Below are 15,829 nucleotides of genomic sequence, written 5' to 3' on the forward strand. Positions count from 1 at the left end.
CTCCGTCCTGCACGATCTCGACCATCTTCACGAGGAACTTCCCGGCGGTGGAAAGAAGCTGCAACGCCTCGTTCGCCGCGCCGGGCATTCCCGTCAGATAGGGCCTTGTGCTGTCGTCCTCCACGATCTCGCTGCCCGTGATCGCAAACATGCGCTGTAATGCGTTGATCTTCATTTCGCCCCACGTCACAAAACCACCTCCTTATGACTAAAGGGGGCGAAAGCCCCCTTTGGATCAGCCGGGCAGGGCAACGCCGTCCGCAACGCCGCCGATTGCCGCGAACCGCCAGTCGGCAAAGCCCGCGATGAACCGGGCGTACCCGTTCCACACGTTGTTGTCGTTGTTGTTGTCAACCCACGAGCGCACCTCGAGGGGCACGCGGTTGAGCCACAGGGCGCCGCCGTTCTCCTCGTTGTAGCCGCTGTCCATGAGGATCCACGGCGCGGCGTCCTTGGTGATGTACTGGTTGAGATAGGCCCACACGATAACGTTCCAGCGGCCGAACTGGTAGTTGAAGCCGTTGTTCGCCGTCGCGGGGTCCTTGTCCGCCCCAATGGTCTCGAACACCTGCTTTTTGAGCTTCCACAGGTTTGGGATAACGATCGTGTTGGGGGCGACGGCAAGGACGTTGTCGTTGTCGTCCCGGACGTTCTGCATCGCCGTCTCCATCTTGGAGAGCGCGTCGCCCGAAAAAGCATCGGTGAATTTATTGGCCTGTTTCGCGCCCTTGACCTTGGGCGGGTGCTGGGCGTCGAAGAGGGGCTTGCCGTCCGCGCCGGTGGTGGGGAACTCCCTTCCCTTGAAGGAGACGCTTTTCCCGATCCCGCCGGCGAGCAGCGCGGCCGCGAACTGCTCGCGCGTCCGGTAGTAGGAGGTCACAAAGCCCTGCGGCTTCTTTTTGAGGGAAAGGAGCTTCGCGTCGTCGATCATCTCGCGGGTGACGACGAACTGGTTTTTCCAGACGACATGCTCCAGAATCTTGTCGTACCCCTCCTGCATCTCGTCCTTGGGGTAGGCCCCGCCCTCCCCCACCGGCGTAAAACCGTCCATGGAGGTCAGGGAGGTGATCTTCTCCGCGAAGTTCTTCGAGGGGCTTTCCTTGAAAATCTTCGGGATGATGCTTGCTTTTTCAAAGGCTTCCGCCCGCTTCTCGATAAACATCATGATGGGCTCGGCGGACTTGCCGAAAATGGAATCGTTCAGCCCGCTTGCCATCGAAAAGGTGATACCGGCCATCTGTGTACGCACTTCCTTTCTTCTTGTTTTCCCACCGTCAGAACCGGACGATTACGGGGCTGCCGACCGCCGTTCCGCCCATGGACACGATCTCCGCGACGCCGCTCGCGGTCGTCGCCGTGACCTGCGCGCCGTCGGTGTGCAGCGTCACCCTGTCGCCGATCTTCAACGCGGTTCCCGCCGCGGCAAGCGTGGTTTCAAAGGTCATCGTTCTGGGGACCCGCCAGCAGGGAACCGTATCCCCGGCGGCGGCGGTGAACTCCTTCGAGCAGATGTAGACCGGCGCGTCGGTCGCGCCGCATTTGGTGACGGCGCCGCCGTCGATTTTGAGCGCCTCGCCGACGGTGTACGCCTCCGCCGCCGTCGCGGGCGGGTATTCGAGCGGCATGGTCGAAATCACGTCGCTCTGATTGGGCTTAAACGCCATAATGATCCATCCTTTCAGTTAAATTTGTGCTTTGCCTTGAATTTGCGGATCTCTTCGGCGGTCGCATCGGGCAGGAAGTTCCGGTAGGTTTCCAGCTCGGCGGCCGTCACTTCGACCGCGCCGCCCGATTCCCCGCCGGTCGCGCGCAGGTGGGACTTGCCGTTTGCGGCGTTGATCGCCGACTGCTTCGCGGCCGCCGCCTTCTGCGCGGCGATATCCTCCACATGCACGGCGGCGTAGGCCCGCGCGAGCGGGATTCCCTTCGACCAGAGGGCAAGCACCTCCGCGCCCCGGTCCGCCGCCTGCAGGTCCGCAAGGGATTTGACGCCGCAGTCGGGGAACGCTCTGCCCAGCTCGCCGATCTGCGCCTCGGTGAAGCTCTGCACCTGCCGCGTCTGCATCTGGCGGGCGACGGCGGCCGCCTGCCGCACGGCGGGATGCTCCGCGACCATCTGTTGGATGATTCCCGGGTCGATGCCCGCCCGCTGAAACTGCGCGGCCCGCTGGTCCTCCTGGTACTGCCGCTGATATTCGTCGTATTCCGCCTTGGAGGTGATGGGGCGGCCGGTGTAGGGGTTGACCGAATTGCCAAACGCGGCCGCGTATGCGCGGTCCACCTCCTCCTGCGCCCGCGCGCGGGCCTCGGCCTCGGCGCGGCGGCGCATCTCCGCGAAAACGGCGCGCTCCGCCGGCGGCATCTCCTCCGGCGGCCGGGCGGCGGGGCCGGCCTCGTTTTCGCCTGTTTTTTCCAGCGGGGGTTCCTCCGGCTTCGCGGGCGGCGCCTCCCCTTCTGCGGGCGGTTCCCCGCCGCCCTCCTGTAAAAATCCAAAATCAATCTCTTCCGCGCCTGTCGGTTCGGCGGCCTCCGACCCGTTTTCGCCTGTGTTCAGCTCGAAATCCTCCATGTTGATCCTTTCTGTTCGGCATTTTTGCGCTTTTGCCCTGCGAAATCGGCATTTTTCCGCTGTCGCCCTGCGTTGGGGTGCTGTCCCGGGGCGGGATTACTTCCTCTTTCCGCCGCCGGTGCGCAGATCGCCGCCCTTTTTAACGACGCTCCCGGTGCCGCCGCTCTGCGGGTAGGGGGCCTTGACCTCCTGCGTGCCCGTGTTCTTGATGCGGCCCTCGTAGCCTTTCTTCGCCATGCTTTCACCACCTTTCGGTCTGTCCTTCTATCTCCGTCAGGGATTCTCTTCCTTTGGCGCCGCGCCGTCGTATTCCAGGTGCTGCACCTCGTCCAGCACCCTCCCGCAGCTGGGGCACCGGGGATTGACGCAGGAAAGCTCCTGCACCAGATAAACCCGCGTCGGCGTGTCGGGGCTGCTATCCCCCGTAACCCGTGGGTATGCCCTGGTAATCTGCAAATCCATATGGCATTGCGGGCATTTGTCCACCCGTCTCACCTCCTCCCGGTATGGCGGAAAGCTCCTGTCCCGGCGGCGCCTGCCCCGCGCCCGAAACCACCCCGCCCGGCGGGGCCGCCTGCGGGACGCCGCCCATCTGCGCGGCCCGCCTCTGCTGCTCCAACTGCTCCTCCAGATAGGTCTTGGTGTCCGCCGCGCCCGGATAGTGAAGCAGCTCCATCTTGGTCCAGAAGAGCACGAGGGTTTCCAGGCTCGTCGGGTCCCCGAACGCCCCGCTTTCCAGGTTCATGCGGGTTTCCTGCCACATCGCTTCCCGGTTGCTCGCCAGCGGCGCGGCGGTGTCGCAGGAGAACAAAAACTCGTCGTCCCAGTACCACTGCCCGGCCGCGTCCTGCTTGAGGAATTCGCGGCGGTCGAAGGTGCGGTACTCGGTCTGGCCGTGGACGTTCTTCGAGGACACCGGGCGCGGCTCGTCCGCGTAGGCGAGGGCGAACTTGAACATGAGCTCGAACAAATCCGCATAGGCCGCCTGCTTCATGACCCGCTTGCTTTCCAGCCTCCCGGCGGTCTGCGCCGCCGCGAATTCCTTCGCCTTGCCGCTCGTGGCGGTGGGGTCCTTGCGGCCCTGGAAGCTGTCGGTCACGCCGATGGTCTGCCGGGCCGACTGGTAGGCGCTTTCCAGGTAATTTGCGTCATTGACGATGTTCGCCTCCACCGTAATCACGTCGATCATCGTCTTTTGTTCCGGCCGCTCGATCTCGATGACCTTCAATTCGCTGTCGTCCCTGCGGATGTTGACGCCCTTCGGCAAGGTGACGTAGGACCCGCCTTTCAGGAGTTTTTCTTCGATCTTGGTTCCCAGCTTCTTGATCATGTTCTGCTCGTCGCGGATTTTGTCCACGTCGCTGTCCCCGAGCGTCTGCCCGAACACGGATACGTTGCGGCGCAGGACGAAGGGGAACACCCCCGGCTTGTAGCGCGGCACCCGCGTCGGCACCGGGTCCAAAAGCCGCGTCGTTTCCCCGGTCAGCGGGTCGATCTCCGTCCGGGGCTCGTAGCCCGCAATGGCTTTGATGACCCCGCCGTCCGCCTGCGTGTAGTTCTCGGTCAGCGTCTCCTCCTCTTCCGCGTACTCCTCCAGGGCGGAGGACCCGCAGAACCCGCACCGGCTCCCCGCGGCCGTCTGCCCGCACTTTTTACAGCGGCGGAGGATGTGCGCCTGATAGTCGGGCAAATCCTCGACGACGACGTCGTTGACCCACGAAAATCGCCCGATCCCTCCGCGGTCCCCCCGGTAGTAGGCGGTGTTGAGGGTGACAAGCTCGTCCGAGTTTCCTGCCGTCCCGTCGCCGTATGCCGAGCTGCCCACCGTGCGGCACTCGGGGTCGCTCTCGCTCTCCGCCGACACGTCCACGCCGTATTTGCGCCGCACGGCCTTTTTGGTCTGCGAGGAGCGCATGATGATGTAGTCCATTTCCTTGGGGTCGCTGACGCCCGCCTGCGGGATCACCTGCTTCGGGTGCAGAAGCGAGACTGCCAGCTCCCCCACCGTCGTATGCGTGTGGCCGCTGTTGTCCCACTCGCAGAGAAACCATGACCCGCCCTGGATGGGCGCCGTGCGCTCCTGCATGTCGTTCAGGCGCTCGAAAGGCAGGCGGTCCAGCTCGTTTCGCAAAAAGTCCTCGATGAGCATTGCGCGGCCCTCGTCGTCCGGATTGCGCGGCGTAACCTTGGGCTGTGGGATGTTGCTGTCAACCTGCGCCTCGATCAGTTCCGCGACGATGTTCCGCACATAGGACGCCTGCTTCACGGGCGCATTCCCGCTGTTGACGTTCGCCTCGATCTTCCGGTCGCCCCGGTAAAGGGCCTCCCGGTTCTCCATTTCCGCAAGTTCTCCTCTGTAGGCGGAACGGCTTTTTTCCAACCGCTCCTGCCAGACCCGGAGCTTGTCCCGCTCCTTTACGCTGTCGATCTTGTCCGCCCCCTTGCGCAGTAATTTTGACAGGATGTTCATGGCTCCTGCCCCCTTCTAAAACGGGTTTCCGTATTTCGCAACAAGATATTTTCTCCCCGCCTCGTCGGCGCTCCGGTAGTCCTCCCACAAATCCGGCGTCCACTGCACGCGCGGGGCCTCCGGCACGGCCGCCCGGAAAGACTGCTGCGGGCGGATGTAGTAGGCGATCGCCAGCGCCATCACGTGGTCGTCGTGCTCGCCCTGCTGTGCCTCCGGGCGGCCCCGCTCGTTTTTGATGAAGGTCAGCATCTCCTTCAATGTGTCCGGGTCGTTTATGAGGTCCACCGATTCCCGGACGATCCGCACCAGCTCCGCAATGATGACCGGCCGGGTGACGGGCGTTGTGCGGAAGCCGTAGGAGGGCTTGTAGCCGTGGGTGTAGGTGTCCTCCGCCTGCCGCACGTACTGGTTGGGATACCCGTATTCCTGCAATTTCTTGATCGGGTAGCTCGAAAAATTGGCCTCCACGCCGACCAGCGCGCGGTTATAGTGGATGCCGAGGCAGTAGATTTGCCCGGTGAATACGTCCTCGTCGAACTGGTGCCTGAGCTTGGCGACCTGCCGCCCGGTGGTGTTGTCCAACACCTGCCCGACGAACAGGTCGCTTCCCTCCCCCGCGGTATCCCCGCCGACCACGTAGGGCACGCCGGGCCGCGCGTCCTCGTAGATGTACACATAACCGGCGGGGTCGTCGACCCACCGGACGGAACCGTCCACGATCTCCACGCGGTCCCGGTCCGCGTCGTAGGTTGTGTCGAATTCAAACCGCCCGCGGCGCAGAGGCGGCCGGGCGCGCACCGCGTCCAGGCGGCGCATGACCGCCTCCACGTCGAAAACGCAGGTGCCGGACGCGATGAACGCCTCCTCCGGGGTGCATGGGTACTCCTGTTTGATGAGCTCTTTTTCAAGGTAGCCCTCGTATTTCTTGGCGTACCAATGGAGCTGTTCGGGCGTCAGGTGTTTTTCGCCGCGCAGCCACCGCAGGCGGGCTTTGAGCCAGTCTCCGCCCGGGTCGTCGATCCCGGCGAGGAATTCCCGCCGCTCCCTTTCGTCCGGGAAGCCCTCGGCATATTCGGGCGTGCGCCACCACTCGTAAAAGCAGCGGATGTACTGCCCGCCGGTCCAGAGGGTGTAAAAGTCGTTGAGGCCGTTTGCGGTGCTCTCCTGCACCTCGATGCAGTTCTTGGTCAGCGCGGGCCCCAGCGACGCCTGCGTCGCGGAAATCCCATACGGCCAGAACGCGCCCTCCGAGCAGTGCAGGAAGTTGATCGTGCGCGAGCGTCCGAGCTGCTTTGTCGCCGTCTCGACGCTCCAGGTGCTGTTGAGCTTGGAAAAGGTGATCTGCCGCTTGTTGTTGTATTTCTCGGTCGGCTTGACGACCTCCGGCAGCATCGTATACGGGTATTTGGCCTTTTGGTCGAAGATCGCCTCGCTGTTGCTGGCCTTGTCCGTGACCGTGAAGCCCTCGAAGTTGCGGGAAAGCAGGATACTTGCGAGCTGGTAAGCGGTGATCAGGGAAGTGAAGCCCTGCTGGCGGCCTTTGAGCACCGCCAGCGCGATCCGGCTGATTCTGCCCGCGGCGAAGTCCTCCTTCGCCCGGTTGAGCCGGCCGATAAAGTCCCGCTGGACCTCGTTTAAAAAGAACGGGACCGTGTGTTTGTCCTTGTCTACGATCACCATGAGCAGCTCGATGAACCGTTCCGGCCGCTCGGTCACCTGCGCGCGCAGTTCGCCGTCCGTCACCAGCTCGCGGGCGACAACCTCGCGGAACACCCGGTCGCGCTCCAAATCGCGATCCTCTTCCCACCGCGCGCGCCGCCGCTCGATCAAAAAATCCGCCGTCCAGTTCATATCACGTCCTCCAGCTTTTTGCCCACGACGGCAACGTCGGCCTCGGTGCGCCTGGAGAACTCGTCGCGGCACTTGCGCTCCAAATACCATAAGGACATGTCCACGTCCCCGCCCTCGATCTTCTCCGCGAGGTTCAATTTCGCCCGCATTTTGAGGTTTTCTTTCAGGAGTTCTTTTCGCTCCGAAAATCGCTCGTGACGCTGGCAGTAGCGGAAGAGGGTCGACGGCGCGATGTCCGCGTAACAGCACGCTTCGCGGTCGCTCATGCCCTTCCCAAACGCCTCTTCCAATTTTGCAATCACTTCCGGGGTCATTTTCGTCGGCCGCGCCATGTCTTTTCCACCTCCCGCGCCCGCTATTTCGTTTTGATTGACGCGGCCCGCGCCGCCTGCCTCCATCCCCTTCGCAGGAACGCGGGCCTTCGGCGGACGCAGGCCGCGGGGCCGCGGGCTTCGCAAGTTTCCGCGGCGCGGTCACAAGGTCCGGGATTTCCCGCCCGGCCGGCCGCGCTCTGCCGCGCATTTGGAAGCCGCCGGAACCGACCCGGCGCACGACTTACGCGGTCTGTTCCGCGCAGTATCGTCAAGCCTTTGCTTCCATACGGCCCGCGCGGCGAGGGAGGGCCGCGCGGGCTCCTTCGGAGGAGGAAAAAGAAAGAGGGACCGGGGGAAATCTTCCCCCAATCCCATGATAACAAATTAGATGTCTCCATTTGGCGACACTTTTTCCAGCCTGACTTCATACCCCATGCGCTTCAAAGCCGTCACCACCGAGTAATCCAGATTGAAGGTGCAGCCGCACCGCAGACTGTAGATGCGCTTTCTGCTCATCCCCGTCAAACGCTGGATTCTCTTGACCGGGATCGTGTTCATCACCTCTGATACCTCGTCAAAAATCATCGCCGCACCCCTTTCCCACTATGAAAGCGACGGCTTCTACACGTACCGGGGCAGGCCCAGCAGCCGCCGGGCCCGCGCGGTACTCTGCGGCGCCCCGTCCACGACCAACTGCGTATACTGCCCCGGCGTGTCAAAGTTTTTACGGTAGAGCTTCCGGGCCGCCGCCCGGCCCTGCGGGTGGTATGTACGAACGACCGCGCCCATGTGCATAATCCTGATCTCGTAGGCATGCGGGGTCGTCATGCGCCGTCCGCCCCCAGCAGGGCCGCGATCCGCTCCGCCTCGACCCGAAGCCGCGCGGTGGCATAAAGCGTACCCGACAGGCTCCCCAAAAGCCCCGGCTCCGGCGGCATGGGCGCTCCCTGGTCCTCCGGCTCCCCATTCCCCCCGAGAAAGGCCGTGACCGCCCGTGCAATCTCCATTGTCCGCATGATTTGGTTGTCCAATTCCGCGGCAAGGCCATTCAGGTTTTGATGGGGCGTTTTCGGGTTGGTTCCTCCCCGGTCGCAGTCCGCCGTGTAGTCGCTCATCTGGTGCGCTCCTTTCCTTTCGTCCATCGTGGTATTGGCCGTGTATGTGGTTTTCACCATCCGCGGGGCATATCTCCCGCAGGTCTGCGTGCAGGCGCAGTCCGCATCATAGGTCTGTGCAAAGATATCCGGCTTGCAGGGATACAGTTCCCCGGAGACGCCGCGGATCACATAATCCCCCAGTCTGGCGATCATCTCCCCTTCCAAGGTAGGAATGCATAGCGCAGGCCTTCCATTTTCGTCCACAGTGGGATAGACGTTCATTCTCTGTTCTCCCGCCCAACGGAATACCCGGTTTTTGCTTTCCTCCGTGAACTGCTCCGCCTCGACCACCACAGGCTTTTTACGATATTTCATTGGTCATTCCCCCTTTCCCCACTTCCACCAGCCCTGTTTTCCCCTTGCCGGGACCGGCTCGGGGAACAGGACCGGGTTTGCCAGCTTCCAGGCATACCGCCCGTCCCGGAAATCCCCGAAGGCCCGTTCGAGGGCGGGCAGGCCGTCGCGGACCTTCTCGGCGCGCACGCTGTCGACGATCTCCACGCTTCCTAGGATCACGCCGCGCGGCAGACCCGCTATCCACTCGGGGGACATCTCCTTCAGGTGCTCGCGCGGAAGCTCCCGGAAGAACCGTTCGAGCATCCACGGCGGGGTTACACACCCCGCATGGATATAGACCCGGCCCCGAATTCTGGTGTACCGCGCCGAGGTCTCAAACCATTTGCACCCGTGGAAGATACCCCACGCAAAGGGCTGGAAAATCGTGCGTGTCGGGAGAACCTCGTATTTTTCCATCAGCCGTTGACCTCCTCTTTCCACGACGCGCTGTCGCTGCGCTCGATGTACAGCACGTCCTTCGTCGACTTCGTGATCTTGACCTTGACGCCGGGGATCACCGTGATATTGGCGGACCGCATCCGGCCGTCGTAGACCAGCATTGCCGCGTCGAGGATGCAGCGGCGGACGTCCGCGTTCATCGGCAGAGCCCCGCGGCCGGGCGCGTCCTCCCCGAAGAGCATGTCGACCGTATCCTCCGCGAGCTCCAACGCGCTCTTGCGGCGGATCACCCGTTCCTCTTCCCCACGCTTCCGGGAGACATACGCCCGCGCCTCCGCACACCCGCACATGCAGGTCGCGGCCTCGTCCAAATCGCTTCGCAGGTACAGGTTTTCGGATAGTCCCTCCCGGACCTGCCCGCAGTAGCGGCAGGCCCCGCGGCGCGGCGGGGAGATTTCTCCGAGGTAATCCCAAAGCTCCGCGTTGAGGGCCGGCAGCTCGCATATGCTCCGTTCATCGTATGCGGGCGGATACCGGGGCGGCGTCGGCGGTTCGGCGGCCGCCGCCTTTCTGCGGCCCTCCCGCGGGAATTTGATCGTCTTACCCATCCCGGCGGCCTCCCCTTTCCACGCGGCGCGCCCTGCCCTGCGGCCGCACGCTCTTTGTCCGGTCCTTGCCCAAACGCGTGTGACTGCGCATCAGGCGTTCCCAGTACCGCCGGTTTCCCTCAATCCTGCCTCCCGACATGTTCGACACATCCTTTCATTCCAAGGTATTGCATGATCACCCGCGCCGCGTCCTCGAACCCGCGGCAGACCTCCACCCGGTTCCCCGCGCGGCGCAGGCGTTCAATCCATTTTTTCTGCTCCTCCGACATGCGGCCGCCCTTCGGCCGCTTCATTTCTATATATAGTGCTCCATATACCCCGCGCGGCACCGGGAGGCACACGTCGGGCACGCCCGCGCGCAGGCCCTCCGCTTTCAGCTTCCCGGCGGCGGCCCTGCCCCGCTTGCCCTCGTTCGGGACGTGGTACAGGGCTTCCAGCTCGGGGTAGATTCCCACACACCGCTTTGCCCACTCGAAAAGGGCCTGCTGCTCGCCGCCTTCGCTGGCGTAGTCGTTTATGTTCATTCCGTTTCCTTCCCGTCGGCAAAGGTGATTTGGCCCGCTATGGGGGTATCTTCCCTTGCTCTCCGGCCGCTTTTCAGCACTTCAATCAGCGGTCGTTCCCACTCGCGGAACGGCTGATTGAACTGCCCGCAAGCCGTCCATTTTCCTGCCCAGTCGCTTGCCTCGCTATATGTCAGGCCGTATGTCTCGCATTTTCGCAATACGCGGCCGTGATACCTTCCACGCACATAGTTGCAGCACTCCCGGCAGGCGTGACCCTCTTGCTTTCCGTAATACAGGTACATTGCTTCAATTTTCCGTACCATGTCACCACCTCCGCTATAAGGCGACGTGCTCTTCCAGCTCCGCCATGCTCCCGATGACCCGCCCGGCACAAAGCTCGGGTAGGTTCGCCCGGACCAGCGCGGCGGCAAAGGGTGGCGGCACGGAGTTGCCGCAGCGCGCAACCTGCTTGCTTTTGCCGTATGGGTTCCCGAGGTAGTCCCGGTCGATGATGTAGTCCGGCGGGAAGCCGTTCGCCCGGTAGAGTTCACGCGGCGTCAGCATCCGCAGGCCGATATCCACAATCGCATAGTCGACGCCCTGCACTGCAACGAGGGCCATTCGGTCCCTGCTGGTGACGGTATGCGCGGGCTCGTCCACCTGCTGCCCCTCTCCGGTGCCATAGTATTTCGTGAGAAACGCGACCACTTCGCCAAAGTGATTGCCGCCCGCGGTGACGGTGTGAAGCGGCACGTCGGCGGGCTGTCCCACATCCTGGCCTTTGAGCTTGACGAGGTGGGCCGCCGCCAGCGCGTTATGGTCCTGCGGCGTGACGGTATGCACCGGATCGTCGAGGGCGCTTCCCGCGCCCCGGTATCCGCCGTCATAGTATTTGGACAGGAACGCGGACACAAGCGCATGACGGTTCGCGCCGTCCACCGTGAAAAGAGGAGCCTCCATGCCCTGCCCGCGGACCTCCCGGCCGCCCTGTTCGCTGTGATACTGGATCAGGGTCGGAGATACGAACATTTGCCCGCCGCCTCCGCCCGTCCGCACCGTTCCGAGCGGTTCGTCGACGCGCTCCCCGGTGGAATTCGTGGTATTCGTCACGGTCCACGGGGACACAACGGGAGTAATCAGGGCGACATCCGCCTTTGCCGTGGTGGTGGCGATCGGCTCCTCCACGCCGCGCGGCCTGCTTTGGCCGGCGCGGCCTCCAACGCCCGCAAGGATCGGCGTAACCACGCCATACCCATGTTTCCCTGTAATCGTTTGAAGCGGCTCGGCCGCGTCCTGTCCCCGGAAATTCTCCCCGCTATGGTTGCATTGCACGATGTATGGGCGCGGGTTGTCCAGGACGAACTTCTGAATTCCCCGCGCGATCCGGCGCAGGGTGTTTTCCGCCAGCGGGCGTACCGCCCGGACGCCGTATTTCTCGAAAATCTCTTCCGATGTGTCGAAGATGGACGGGCACGGGAGCGACCAGTCGATGATTTCCGCCGCTGTGCGCCACGGTTTCAGCCTCCCCGCCAGCACGTCCGGGCTGTCCGGGGCGCCGTGGGTCGGTTCCGGCCAGACGACGGGGCGGCCGTCGCACCGGGCAACCACGAAAAACCGCTTCCGGATGGTGGGCGCGCCGAAGTCGCAGGCCCGCAGCTCCCGCATATCCACCGAATACCCCAGGGCTTCTAGCTGGCTCCGCCATTTGCGGAAGGTCTGGCCGCTCTTCGACTTCACCGGGCGGCCGCGCCGCACCGGGCCCCACGTCTGGAATTCCTCGACGTTTTCCAGCATGATCACGCGAGGGCGCACAAGGGCGGCCCAGCGCAGGACCACCCACGCAAGCCCCCGGATATGCTTGTCCACCGGCTTCCCGCCCTTTGCCTTTGAGAAATGCTTGCAGTCGGGCGAAAACCACGCGAGGCCCACCGGCCGCCCGGCGCACACCTTCCGCGGGTCGATGTCCCATACGCTTTCGCAGTAATGCCTTGTGTACGGGTGGTTGGTCTGGTGCATGAGGATCGCGTCGGGGTCGTGGTTGATCGCCGCCGTCACCGGGCGACCCGTCGCAAGCTCGATCCCCGTCGAGGCCCCGCCGCCCCCGGCAAAGTTGTCGACGATGATCTCGTCGAAGATGTTGATCTGCGCCTGTGGTTTCACATTTCATCCCCCTTCCCGATCTCGAAGGTCGGTTTCCCCGTCACGTCGCAATAGGTCTTTTCCGCCCGCGCGCCGCGGCTCTCCTTCCAGTCCGGCAGGAACACCGCCGCGTCCGCCGCGTCGATCATGGCAAAGCAGATGCGCATACACGCCTCCCACGGCATCCCGGCCGGGAGCGTCGCGGGATTGATCGCCTTGTGCCCCGCGTTCTTGATCCCTTCCGCCCGCCGGAGGAATTTCACCTTGTAATTCGGGTCCCCCGTGATTTTCCCCGCTATGTAGATGGTCATGGGTCGTCCTCCCCGCTCTCCGTTTCCGCGAGTTCATCAAAGGTCATCTGGTTCGGGTCCTCTTCCATCCACCAATGCCAAACATCATCCACCGTGGACCAGGTGTCATTCACCTTACCGGCCGCTTTCCTTGCCTCCAGCATTCGGGCAAAAGCCCTCCGCCACATTCGTTCGTAGGCCGGGAACATGCGAAACTCGAAATACCGTTTTTTATCCGCCATCGGGCAACCGATGCATCCCACCCGGTCAAAGCCCATATCGTAAAGCGGATTGACCTTCAAATGTTCGGACCGGATAAAATCCCACACGTCACGGTCTTCCCAGTTGATGATGGGGTTGCAGACCCGCTTCGCCTTTATCCTGCAATTTTCAAAGAGCTGGCGGGCGTCGTCGTTATCGTTATTCAGGATGATCTTTTTCTTTACGTCGCTCGGCATGGTTTCGTAGATGCCGCGCTTATTCTTTCGGCTTGTACTCTCGGCCCAGCGGACGCCGGTGGTGATCATCCGGTCTCTGCCGCCCCGCTCTTTGAGCACGTCACAGCAGTACCGCGCGAGGCGTGCAGGCGGATACATCTTGATCTCGATCAATTTCCAAAGGCTTGTCCTTTCTCCCCGATATACGGGATGGTTGACCGAGCATTTGATCCCCGCCAGTTCCAATTCCCGGAACTGCTCCCGGACGTGGTACACGGTCTGCGGCGCGTCCGCCGTCGTCAGGTTGTGCATGACCTCGTATGGGATGCCCGCGCGCCGCGCCAGCTCCAGGCAAATGTCGCTGTCCTTCCCGCCGCTGGTGGTGATGATGAGCGGCTGGCCGTAGTATGTAAGGCTCATTTCCGACGCCATTTTTATACGTTCGATTGCGCTGTGCTCTAAATCCATTTTGTTTCCTCAACACCGCCGCTTGACCGGCGGCCTTTTCTTTCCCGTGTCCGGCACGCGGATCATGCTGTATTCCTGCCAGACGAGCCCCGTGAAGGGATTGACGCCCGTCCGCACGCTGTCCCGCTCGATGAGGTATCCCTTTTCCGGTGTGGGATCGGCGCGCCACTGCCGGGCCTTGACCTTCTCCGTCCTGGGCTTCGGGTGTACGAGATTTCGGCTTTCGTTCCACCGCTTTTTGAAAAGTCCCGTGCCGTCCCGGAAGGTCCCGGACGTCTCCTTGATCAGGTAGTGGGCCAACTCCTTGTACTGCCCGCTGTCGTCCAGCGGAGAAACGTTCACCCACGAGTGGGACGGGTCCATGTCCATCCACAGGCGGCGCAGCTCTTTGATATCGCACGCGGGGATCACCAGGTGGAAGTGAATGTTGGACCGCACATGCTCCGCCACCAAAACATATCGGAGGGGCGGGCCTCCCTGTCCGGTAAAAAAGGAGCGCAGGGCCCGCAGGAACTTTTCAATCTGCCTGCGGGCCTCGTCGGGCGGCGGCAATCGTCCTTTCCGGAATTTCAGGGTGACGTGCAAATCCCCGCCGTGATAATTCGCGTTGAGTATCCACCGCAGTTTCCGTTCCGCGTTGCGCTCGTTTGTGCGGAACATTTCGTCCGGTGTGGGCTTCACCCTCCGGCCGCGCGGCCGGGCCTCCCGCTCCTCCCCGCTGCCGAGGGTCTGATATTTCCTCACTTCGATGACCGATCCGGTCACGACCCGGCGTTTCATATATGCCATGCGTGGCCCTCCCGTTGGTGGTGATGTCGGTAAGATAATCGGTTGAAGGTGCCCGAAAGGCGCGCCAATCCGCGCCTTTCGTGGCCTCTCCGTTTGACAGAACCGCCGCCGCCATGGTATACTGAAAATCAAAGCAGGGCGGTTCTTTCCGCCGTGTGGAAACGGTTTGACGCAGACTTTTCGAGGGTGCGCGTCAAACCGTTTTTTGCTGTGCTTTTTCCCGCTCGATCTCCCCGCAGACCTTTTCCAGCTCGGCCAGCGTCCCGGAGTTGAGAAGGTCGAGCTCAAACATCATGCGCTCGTGGTCGCTCGGCGGGTAGTGCATGGGGATTTTATGCCGCAGCCGCCAGCGGGCGTACAGCGGTTCGATGACCGGATGCGCGATGTTAAGCATGTACCAGGGCTCTTTATTGCGGGCCGCCCGCTCGCGGTTGACCGTGCCGAAAACCCGGTCTGCCAGCGCACCGATTTCTTCCCGGCAGAAGGCGCAGAGGTCTTCCCCCTCCAGCGCGGCCGCCTCCCCGCAGCGGGCGCAGAGATCGCTGCCGCCCGCGGGGGCCTTCGCCCGTTCCCGCTTGGGTCCACGGCCCGCCTCATCCGTGATCTGGCGGATCGTCTTCTCCTGCTCGGGCGTCGCATAGGGCGTATGTACGTGGCCGATCTCCAAAAGCTGTTCCTCCGTCAGATCGATCCGCTCGTGATAGATGTAGGACGTGCAGCCCATCCCAATGTACCCCGTCAGGATCACATGGTCCCCATACGCCATGACGCCGTATGCGATCTGGTTCGTGCGGTCGACCCACAGCGGGTCAAAGTGCGTCACGGTTTTGCCTCCGCTTCCTTCGCCTGCGTGCGGGCGGCGTCCGCGTCGACCGTGATCGCGGCCTCAGCTTGCCCTGTCCGTTTCAACGCCTCGGATATCCGATACCCGGCATCTTTCAGGATTTCGACGATTTCCAAATATGCCGGTTCTCCAAACGCCCTGATAAAGCCCATATGCGCCGGAACGGAACCGTCCTTGACCCCGACGACCAGCCCATGATCCGTGAAAAACACATCCAGAGAGACCACCTTCGACCGTTCCTTTTTTGCAAACTCCGCTATGGCGCCTCTAATCGCTTTTACCCGTTTTTCTTCATCCGTCATTTCTCATTCCTCCGTCCTGGTTCTCCGCCGCCCTCGGGTGGTTTTTGTGTTGCCGCCATCACATGCAGCGCCTTTTTTGCCGCATCGAAAAAAGACAGATAAACATCCTCATGCGGGGTCCCGGCATGCGTTTTATGTACCTTTTCAATAAACTCAGATTCCGTTCCGGAAAAGCAGCCGCACCGGACAAAAATCGTATCGTCCTCCAGAAGGAAGCAATATGTTTTGCGTCGTTCACGACCTGCGCCTTCAAATGATACAATGGCTTTGAATACACGCCCGTTTTCGCAACTGCACCCCGCGCCGAAGCGGCACCCCTCGCCGAAGCGGCACCTCTCGCCGAAGCTGCA

General features: G+C 62.6%; 22 protein-coding genes. All 22 read right to left on the reverse strand.

What is annotated here, in order from left to right:
- Positions 1-190, reverse strand: a 190-nt coding sequence (locus ACZO3G_RS12520) for a hypothetical protein (protein ID WP_486847289.1), incomplete at its 3' end; no start/stop codon positions are given.
- A 45-nt stretch (positions 191-235) separates the two neighbouring features.
- The gene (locus ACZO3G_RS12525; RefSeq protein WP_288283969.1) at positions 236-1,249 is read right to left on the reverse strand and encodes a phage major capsid protein; all 1,014 of its coding nucleotides are present in this window, start codon (positions 1,247-1,249) and stop codon (positions 236-238) included.
- Between the two features lie 25 nt (positions 1,250-1,274).
- Positions 1,275-1,664: a hypothetical protein gene (locus tag ACZO3G_RS12530; RefSeq protein WP_276872005.1), complete on the reverse strand. Its 390-nt coding sequence runs from the start codon at positions 1,662-1,664 to the stop codon at positions 1,275-1,277.
- A 14-nt stretch (positions 1,665-1,678) separates the two neighbouring features.
- A complete protein-coding gene (locus tag ACZO3G_RS12535; RefSeq protein WP_276872003.1) occupies positions 1,679-2,569 on the reverse strand; it encodes a hypothetical protein in 891 nt (296 codons plus the stop codon).
- A 96-nt stretch (positions 2,570-2,665) separates the two neighbouring features.
- Positions 2,666-2,806: a hypothetical protein gene (locus ACZO3G_RS12540; RefSeq protein WP_276872002.1), complete on the reverse strand. Its 141-nt coding sequence runs from the start codon at positions 2,804-2,806 to the stop codon at positions 2,666-2,668.
- 178 nt (positions 2,807-2,984) lie between these two features.
- Entirely contained in the window at positions 2,985-5,039 is a 2,055-nt protein-coding gene (locus tag ACZO3G_RS12545) for a hypothetical protein (RefSeq protein ID WP_276871999.1), read from the reverse strand.
- A 15-nt stretch (positions 5,040-5,054) separates the two neighbouring features.
- On the reverse strand, positions 5,055-6,890 hold the full coding sequence (locus ACZO3G_RS12550) for a terminase large subunit (RefSeq protein ID WP_276871997.1): 1,836 nt from the start codon (positions 6,888-6,890) through the stop codon (positions 5,055-5,057).
- On the reverse strand, positions 6,887-7,222 hold the full coding sequence (locus ACZO3G_RS12555) for a hypothetical protein (RefSeq protein WP_276871994.1): 336 nt from the start codon (positions 7,220-7,222) through the stop codon (positions 6,887-6,889). The genes ACZO3G_RS12550 and ACZO3G_RS12555 overlap by 4 nt, the downstream gene beginning before the upstream one ends.
- A gap of 366 nt (positions 7,223-7,588) precedes the next feature.
- Complete coding sequence (locus ACZO3G_RS12560) at positions 7,589-7,789, reverse strand: hypothetical protein (RefSeq protein WP_276871992.1); 201 nt, start codon at positions 7,787-7,789, stop codon at positions 7,589-7,591.
- A gap of 36 nt (positions 7,790-7,825) precedes the next feature.
- On the reverse strand, positions 7,826-8,032 hold the full coding sequence (locus ACZO3G_RS12565) for a hypothetical protein (protein WP_276871989.1): 207 nt from the start codon (positions 8,030-8,032) through the stop codon (positions 7,826-7,828).
- Complete coding sequence (locus ACZO3G_RS12570) at positions 8,029-8,676, reverse strand: hypothetical protein (protein ID WP_276871987.1); 648 nt, start codon at positions 8,674-8,676, stop codon at positions 8,029-8,031. Before ACZO3G_RS12570 ends, ACZO3G_RS12565 begins: the two co-directional genes overlap by 4 nt.
- Before the next feature lie 3 nt (positions 8,677-8,679).
- Entirely contained in the window at positions 8,680-9,114 is a 435-nt protein-coding gene (locus ACZO3G_RS12575) for an ASCH domain-containing protein (RefSeq protein ID WP_276871985.1), read from the reverse strand.
- Complete coding sequence (locus tag ACZO3G_RS12580) at positions 9,114-9,704, reverse strand: hypothetical protein (RefSeq protein ID WP_276871983.1); 591 nt, start codon at positions 9,702-9,704, stop codon at positions 9,114-9,116. The genes ACZO3G_RS12575 and ACZO3G_RS12580 overlap by 1 nt, the downstream gene beginning before the upstream one ends.
- A 119-nt stretch (positions 9,705-9,823) precedes the next feature.
- Positions 9,824-10,228, reverse strand: coding sequence for a VRR-NUC domain-containing protein (locus ACZO3G_RS12585; RefSeq protein WP_276871981.1), 405 nt, complete (start codon positions 10,226-10,228; stop codon positions 9,824-9,826).
- Positions 10,225-10,533: a hypothetical protein gene (locus ACZO3G_RS12590; RefSeq protein ID WP_277138424.1), complete on the reverse strand. Its 309-nt coding sequence runs from the start codon at positions 10,531-10,533 to the stop codon at positions 10,225-10,227. The genes ACZO3G_RS12585 and ACZO3G_RS12590 overlap by 4 nt, the downstream gene beginning before the upstream one ends.
- A gap of 13 nt (positions 10,534-10,546) precedes the next feature.
- Positions 10,547-12,370, reverse strand: a complete 1,824-nt coding sequence (locus ACZO3G_RS12595; protein ID WP_276871976.1) for a DNA cytosine methyltransferase — start codon at positions 12,368-12,370, stop codon at positions 10,547-10,549.
- Positions 12,367-12,660 (reverse strand): DUF4406 domain-containing protein, encoded by a 294-nt coding sequence (locus ACZO3G_RS12600; RefSeq protein WP_276871974.1) that lies wholly within the window; start codon positions 12,658-12,660, stop codon positions 12,367-12,369. Before ACZO3G_RS12600 ends, ACZO3G_RS12595 begins: the two co-directional genes overlap by 4 nt.
- Complete coding sequence (locus ACZO3G_RS12605; RefSeq protein WP_353939282.1) at positions 12,657-13,544, reverse strand: phosphoadenosine phosphosulfate reductase family protein; 888 nt, start codon at positions 13,542-13,544, stop codon at positions 12,657-12,659. The genes ACZO3G_RS12600 and ACZO3G_RS12605 overlap by 4 nt, the downstream gene beginning before the upstream one ends.
- Before the next feature lie 9 nt (positions 13,545-13,553).
- The gene (locus ACZO3G_RS12610) at positions 13,554-14,333 is read right to left on the reverse strand and encodes a rolling circle replication-associated protein (protein WP_276871971.1); all 780 of its coding nucleotides are present in this window, start codon (positions 14,331-14,333) and stop codon (positions 13,554-13,556) included.
- A gap of 193 nt (positions 14,334-14,526) precedes the next feature.
- Positions 14,527-15,156 (reverse strand): hypothetical protein, encoded by a 630-nt coding sequence (locus ACZO3G_RS12615; protein WP_276871969.1) that lies wholly within the window; start codon positions 15,154-15,156, stop codon positions 14,527-14,529.
- Entirely contained in the window at positions 15,153-15,479 is a 327-nt protein-coding gene (locus ACZO3G_RS12620; protein ID WP_276871966.1) for a hypothetical protein, read from the reverse strand. Before ACZO3G_RS12620 ends, ACZO3G_RS12615 begins: the two co-directional genes overlap by 4 nt.
- On the reverse strand, positions 15,476-15,829 hold a 354-nt coding region (locus tag ACZO3G_RS12625), incomplete at its 5' end, for a hypothetical protein (protein ID WP_486847296.1). The genes ACZO3G_RS12620 and ACZO3G_RS12625, both read right to left, overlap by 4 nt.

The organism is Anaerotruncus sp. (assembly GCF_057433415.1).

Excerpts from the sequence above, each read along its gene's own strand:
- ACZO3G_RS12620 (WP_276871966.1), bottom strand. The coding sequence starts at position 15,479 with ATGACGGATGAAGAAAAACGGGTAAAAGCGATTAGAGGCGCCATAGCG.
- ACZO3G_RS12565 (WP_276871989.1), bottom strand. The coding sequence starts at position 8,032 with ATGACGACCCCGCATGCCTACGAGATCAGGATTATGCACATGGGCGCG.
- ACZO3G_RS12560 (WP_276871992.1), bottom strand. The coding sequence starts at position 7,789 with ATGATTTTTGACGAGGTATCAGAGGTGATGAACACGATCCCGGTCAAG.
- ACZO3G_RS12590 (WP_277138424.1), bottom strand. The coding sequence starts at position 10,533 with ATGGTACGGAAAATTGAAGCAATGTACCTGTATTACGGAAAGCAAGAG.
- ACZO3G_RS12570 (WP_276871987.1), bottom strand. The coding sequence starts at position 8,676 with ATGAAATATCGTAAAAAGCCTGTGGTGGTCGAGGCGGAGCAGTTCACG.
- ACZO3G_RS12610 (WP_276871971.1), bottom strand. The coding sequence starts at position 14,333 with ATGGCATATATGAAACGCCGGGTCGTGACCGGATCGGTCATCGAAGTG.
- ACZO3G_RS12580 (WP_276871983.1), bottom strand. The coding sequence starts at position 9,704 with ATGGGTAAGACGATCAAATTCCCGCGGGAGGGCCGCAGAAAGGCGGCG.
- ACZO3G_RS12540 (WP_276872002.1), bottom strand. The coding sequence starts at position 2,806 with ATGGCGAAGAAAGGCTACGAGGGCCGCATCAAGAACACGGGCACGCAG.
- ACZO3G_RS12605 (WP_353939282.1), bottom strand. The coding sequence starts at position 13,544 with ATGGATTTAGAGCACAGCGCAATCGAACGTATAAAAATGGCGTCGGAA.
- ACZO3G_RS12545 (WP_276871999.1), bottom strand. The coding sequence starts at position 5,039 with ATGAACATCCTGTCAAAATTACTGCGCAAGGGGGCGGACAAGATCGAC.
- ACZO3G_RS12530 (WP_276872005.1), bottom strand. The coding sequence starts at position 1,664 with ATGGCGTTTAAGCCCAATCAGAGCGACGTGATTTCGACCATGCCGCTC.
- ACZO3G_RS12575 (WP_276871985.1), bottom strand. The coding sequence starts at position 9,114 with ATGGAAAAATACGAGGTTCTCCCGACACGCACGATTTTCCAGCCCTTT.
- ACZO3G_RS12585 (WP_276871981.1), bottom strand. The coding sequence starts at position 10,228 with ATGAACATAAACGACTACGCCAGCGAAGGCGGCGAGCAGCAGGCCCTT.
- ACZO3G_RS12550 (WP_276871997.1), bottom strand. The coding sequence starts at position 6,890 with ATGAACTGGACGGCGGATTTTTTGATCGAGCGGCGGCGCGCGCGGTGG.
- ACZO3G_RS12535 (WP_276872003.1), bottom strand. The coding sequence starts at position 2,569 with ATGGAGGATTTCGAGCTGAACACAGGCGAAAACGGGTCGGAGGCCGCC.
- ACZO3G_RS12555 (WP_276871994.1), bottom strand. The coding sequence starts at position 7,222 with ATGGCGCGGCCGACGAAAATGACCCCGGAAGTGATTGCAAAATTGGAA.
- ACZO3G_RS12600 (WP_276871974.1), bottom strand. The coding sequence starts at position 12,660 with ATGACCATCTACATAGCGGGGAAAATCACGGGGGACCCGAATTACAAG.